6 protein-coding genes are annotated in these 4542 nt (G+C 40.0%); 2 read left to right on the top strand and 4 right to left on the bottom strand.

What is annotated here, in order from left to right; genetic code table 11:
• Window positions 1-93: 93 nt before the first annotated feature.
• Window positions 94-924 (bottom strand): 16S rRNA (cytidine(1402)-2'-O)-methyltransferase, encoded by an 831-nt coding sequence (rsmI, locus tag P8M52_RS04330; RefSeq protein WP_300307827.1) that lies wholly within the window; start codon window positions 922-924, stop codon window positions 94-96.
• On the opposite strand from rsmI, the gene P8M52_RS04325 reads away from it, so the two are divergent.
• Both P8M52_RS04325 and P8M52_RS04320 read left to right on the top strand, forming a co-directional pair.
• Window positions 923-1294, top strand: coding sequence for a YraN family protein (locus tag P8M52_RS04325; protein WP_300307824.1), 372 nt, complete (start codon window positions 923-925; stop codon window positions 1292-1294). The two genes, rsmI and P8M52_RS04325, sit on opposite strands and share 2 nt — an antisense overlap.
• 6 nt (window positions 1295-1300) lie before the next feature.
• Window positions 1301-2041 (top strand): BON domain-containing protein, encoded by a 741-nt coding sequence (locus P8M52_RS04320; RefSeq protein WP_300307821.1) that lies wholly within the window; start codon window positions 1301-1303, stop codon window positions 2039-2041.
• On the opposite strand, the gene rnhB is transcribed toward P8M52_RS04320, so the two are convergent.
• The 3 genes from rnhB to P8M52_RS04305 are packed head-to-tail and all read right to left on the bottom strand — an operon-like array spanning window position 2038 to window position 4508.
• Complete coding sequence (gene rnhB, locus P8M52_RS04315; RefSeq protein ID WP_300307818.1) at window positions 2038-2595, bottom strand: ribonuclease HII; 558 nt, start codon at window positions 2593-2595, stop codon at window positions 2038-2040. The two genes, P8M52_RS04320 and rnhB, sit on opposite strands and share 4 nt — an antisense overlap.
• Entirely contained in the window at window positions 2592-3860 is a 1269-nt protein-coding gene (purD, locus tag P8M52_RS04310; RefSeq protein WP_300307815.1) for a phosphoribosylamine--glycine ligase, read from the bottom strand. The genes rnhB and purD overlap by 4 nt, the downstream gene beginning before the upstream one ends.
• A gap of 9 nt (window positions 3861-3869) precedes the next feature.
• Window positions 3870-4508: a hypothetical protein gene (locus tag P8M52_RS04305; protein WP_300307812.1), complete on the bottom strand. Its 639-nt coding sequence runs from the start codon at window positions 4506-4508 to the stop codon at window positions 3870-3872.
• Between the last annotated feature and the right edge of the window lie 34 nt (window positions 4509-4542).

Here is a 4542-nt window from a genome sequence, read left to right as displayed (position 1 = left end):
CTTGGCACCCAACTGAGAGCAACAAGACCCGCCATCTTTACGCTGATTGTTACAAAAGAAAATGTGTCGGCTATAAAAATCCATGCTTAATCCTTACAATTCTATTGCTCTCTGATAGCAATATTTTTTATCAATACCGGTGATCTTAGCTGCTAACTTAGCTGCCTTTGATGTACCCATCTCACTCAACAAGATTGGCAATACTTTATCTAACTGCTCCTCACCTGCTATTTTATTATCTTTATCAATAGCCGATATTAAAATCACAAACTCACCTTTTTGATGAGCTGCATCTTCGTTTAAATACCCCAGTAAATTTGGTAAGGTGTCAGTTTTTATGGTTTCAAATGACTTGGTCAACTCTTTGGCTAAACACACAATACGCTGATCACCAAGCACGCTCAATAAGTCTTTAGTGCAATCTAATATTCGTTTAGGCGATTCATAAAAGATAACTGTTTGCTCAATATGGGCAATAGCCTGAATAGCTTTCATTCTGGCCACTTTTTTATTAGGCAAAAAACCAAAAAACCCAAATCGATCTGTTGCAATACCAGCAGCACTCATGGCGCTAATCATCGCACTCGGGCCAGGAATGGGTGATACAACAACACCAGCCTGTTTAGCTGTACGTACTAACACATAGCCAGGGTCGCTAATAAGTGGCGTTCCTGCATCACTGATGAGTGCCAAACTTTGCCCCGCTATCAGTGCGTCGATTACATCTGCAGATTTTTGCGTTTCATTATGCTCATGAAATGCACGCAAAGGAGTATTAATATCATAATGATTGAGCAAGCGTTTGGAGTGGCGCGTATCTTCTGCCAAAATAACATCCACGTTTTTCAGTATTTCAATAGCTCGAAAGGTGATATCATCTAAGTTTCCAATAGGAGTGGCAACAATATAAAGTATTCCGGTCATGTATAGTTTTAAGAGGCAAGTGGGCAATCAAGCAGAAAGTATTGCGCTGAAATATCTTACTCAGCAAGGGCTAACGCTAATTGTACAAAATTATCTTACCAAAGGTGGTGAAATAGATATTATTATGCTCGATAAAACCGAACAAATATTGGTTTTTGTTGAAGTTCGTTATCGAAAAAATAGCTTATTTGGATCGGCCATCGACAGTGTGGACTCAACCAAACAAGCCAAAATAATTCGTACTGCCAATCACTATTTACAACAGCAAAGTGAGTTTGACAATTTTATCTGTCGGTTCGATGTAATCGGCGTAGAATCTGATTTAAAATATCCTAAAATTACCTGGATTCAAGACGCCTTTGAGGGCTAATTACTTATGAAAAAAATCTTTTTATTAACTTTTCTTATTATTAACTCATTTCTGCTAACCGGTTGTTTACCTGCGATCCACAGCGCCACGACTGTGGGTACAGCTATCACTGTAACCAATGACAGACGAACTGCAGGAGAGGTGTTAGATGATAGAACAATTGCCTTTAAACTGTTCGCATGGCCAAGTACTGATGTCGCACTTGATGAAGCGCATTTAAATTTTATGGTCTATGACAAAAATGTACTAGTCACTGGCGAAGTTCCAAGTGATGCAGTGCGTAACTACGCAATTAACCAAGCACAACTCCAAGATGCACAAATTATTCAGGTATTTAACGAAGTGACAATAGGTCCAAGCAGTGGTTTATTAAGCAGAGCTAAAGACTCAGCTATCACACTTCAGGTTGAAGCATTATTCCATGACCAAGAGGTGTTTCATCCAACTCACGTTCGTGTTATGACTGAAAATCAAACAGTTTATTTAATGGGTGCAGTAACCCAACGTGAGGCTATTAGCGCTGTAAAGGCCGCTACTAGAGCTAAAGGTGTAAAAAAAGTAGTTAAGCTTTTTAATTATTTAAAAACGCGTCCCGCTGCGGAGATTGAACGCGATAGACAAAGAGAGTTGACCAAGCAAAAGGAGTTTACACTCAAGCAAAAACAAGCTGAATTAGATGCTCAAAAAGCTAAATTAAAACAAGAGCTTAGAGCATTGGGTGGCAATGTTGAAGGAACGCCCTACTAACTGGTCAAACTTCGAATAGGGGCAAATGACAATCGGTGCTGCTCTTTTAGTGCGCCGTGCATCTCTAGCGCCTCGAGATGCATCTTGGTCGCGTAACCCTTGTGTTGTGCAAAACCATATTGAGGATATTGCTTATCTAACATCAGCATTTGTCGATCACGCGTCACTTTGGCAATAATTGATGCTGCAGAAATAACTGGCTCGGTTAAATCACCCTTAACAATTGCGGTACAATCAGACAAGTCAGGGCAGCGATTACCATCTACCAACACTCGATCATATTTTATATTTAAGTTTGTTACAGCTCGCTGCATAGCCAACATGGTGGCTTGCAAAATGTTGATCTCATCAATTTCTTCGACACTTGCCTCTCCCACTGCCCAATGGCACTGAGCGGTAATTAACTCATAAAGTGTTTCACGTTTTTTTTCGCTGAGCTTTTTAGAATCAGTAAGTTCAGGCAAGTCAAAATTAGCTGGAAGAACAACTGCACCAGCAACAACCGAGCCTACCAGCGGACCACGGCCCGCCTCATCAACCCCAACAACAATCACTTAAATGCTTTAAAGCCGATATCAGTCCGATAATAAGCACTAGGCCAGTCAATTTTCTTTAAAAGTGCATAAGCATTTGTTTGCGCCTCTTTTGTATTAGCACCCAATGCTGTAGCGCACAACACACGTCCACCACTACTAACAACAGTGTCGCCATCCATTTTAGTGCCAGCATGAAACACCTTGGCATCCTTGCTGTCTATTGGCAAACCAATAACCTCACCTGAAGGATAGGCATCAGGATAGCCATTAGCTGCCAATACAACGCCCATTGCTGAGCGCTGATCCCATTCAATATTAGCTTCAACAAGATTTCCTTGAGTAGCTAGTAAACACAGCTCAGCCAAATTGGACTTAAGACGCATCATGATAGGCTGAGTTTCAGGGTCTCCAAAACGGCAGTTATATTCTAAAACTTTTGAGTTTCCTAGTTCATCAATCATCAATCCAGCGTATAAAAATCCAGTGTAAGCATTGCCTTCTGCCGCCATACCGTCAACCGTTGGCTGAATTACCTTGTCCATAACATCTTGGAAAATTTCATCAGTCACAATTGGTGCTGGTGAATATGCACCCATGCCGCCTGTATTCGGACCTTTATCGTCATTGTCACGAGCCTTATGATCTTGAGATGTCACCATTGGCAAAATATTTTTACCATCAACCATGACAATGAAACTCGCCTCTTCACCTGCTAAAAATTCTTCAATGACCACGCGTGACCCTGCTTCACCAAAGCGATTACCTTCTAGCATATCATTAATAGCAGTCACCGCATCGGCTTGGGTATGGGCAATAATCACACCCTTACCGGCCGCCAGACCATCTGCCTTAATGACAATAGGTGTGCCTTTTTCTTGTACATAACTAACAGCAGCATCCACTTCAGTAAACACATCGTAATAAGCTGTTGGAATATTATTTCTATCAAGAAAATTTTTACAGAAAGCTTTTGAGCCTTCCAGTTGTGATGCGGCTTCAGTCGGACCAAAAATTGCTAGGTTCTGTTCTTGAAAACGATCAACAACACCAATAACTAGTGGCGCTTCTGGGCCAACAATGGTAATATCAATTTGTTTGTCTTTGGCAAACTTGATCAAGCTATCAATATCTTCGACACCGATATTAACGTTAGTCAGTTTGTCTTCTAACTCGGTGCCTGCGTTACCAGGCGCTACAAATACTTCTTCAATATTATCAAATTTGGCACATTGCCAAGCAAGCGCATGCTCACGTCCACCAGCGCCAATCACTAAAACTTTCATATTCTCTTCCTATACGTATTCTTCGATAAATTCTCTAAATTTCTTGTGTGACATAATCTGTGTTCCATCACAATTAAACGACATAGAAATTGTTGAATTAAATAAATTGATCACTGCTGAGCGCAAATAATAGCCATCTAAATTTCTTAGTGCTGGAATATGCTCAACAATATAACGGAGTTCACTTTCGTCCGTCAATTGCTTCATAATTTGGTTTCGCTGATGAAATGCTGCCTGCCATTCATCAGATAAATATTCAAATGCAGGATCGTGCTCAAGCATTTGATAATAGCGCTTAATTAAGGCTTCTTTTTCATCCAAAGCAATCATGCCAAAATGATCAAAGACATAATCTGGCACCAATAAATCTTCAGCCAGATGGATCTCTACATTAAATGGATCAAAGACCGAAGAGGTTTTAATTTCACCGTTGTTTAATCCAATAACAATTCGATAAATACCAGTTGACAACAATAAAAACAAAATAACATCCATTAACTCGTCAATATTGTCGTCAACGATACTCTGAGTACGCTCCCGATTATAAACGCTATCTTTAAGACCTTCATCCCCCTTGACACTTTGCATCAAGTTTTCGTCAAAGCCGTAACCTACCAAGGCACTTTTTTTATTATCTCCAGTATTCATATTTTAAATTATAGATTAAACAAATAATCGTTTG

It is taken from the genome of Candidatus Thioglobus sp. (assembly GCF_029243085.1).
Taxonomy (GTDB): domain Bacteria; phylum Pseudomonadota; class Gammaproteobacteria; order PS1; family Pseudothioglobaceae; genus Thioglobus_A.
The sequence above is the reverse complement of the archived record's forward strand: the minus strand, read 5'-3'. Positions and strand labels throughout refer to the sequence as shown.

What these genes read in the sequence shown, in the direction of transcription:
- P8M52_RS04325 (WP_300307824.1), top strand. Translation starts at nt 923, where the DNA reads ATGTATAGTTTTAAGAGGCAAGTGGGCAATCAAGCAGAAAGTATTGCG.
- rsmI (WP_300307827.1), bottom strand. Translation starts at nt 924, where the DNA reads ATGACCGGAATACTTTATATTGTTGCCACTCCTATTGGAAACTTAGAT.
- P8M52_RS04320 (WP_300307821.1), top strand. Translation starts at nt 1,301, where the DNA reads ATGAAAAAAATCTTTTTATTAACTTTTCTTATTATTAACTCATTTCTG.
- purD (WP_300307815.1), bottom strand. Translation starts at nt 3,860, where the DNA reads ATGAAAGTTTTAGTGATTGGCGCTGGTGGACGTGAGCATGCGCTTGCT.
- P8M52_RS04305 (WP_300307812.1), bottom strand. Translation starts at nt 4,508, where the DNA reads ATGAATACTGGAGATAATAAAAAAAGTGCCTTGGTAGGTTACGGCTTT.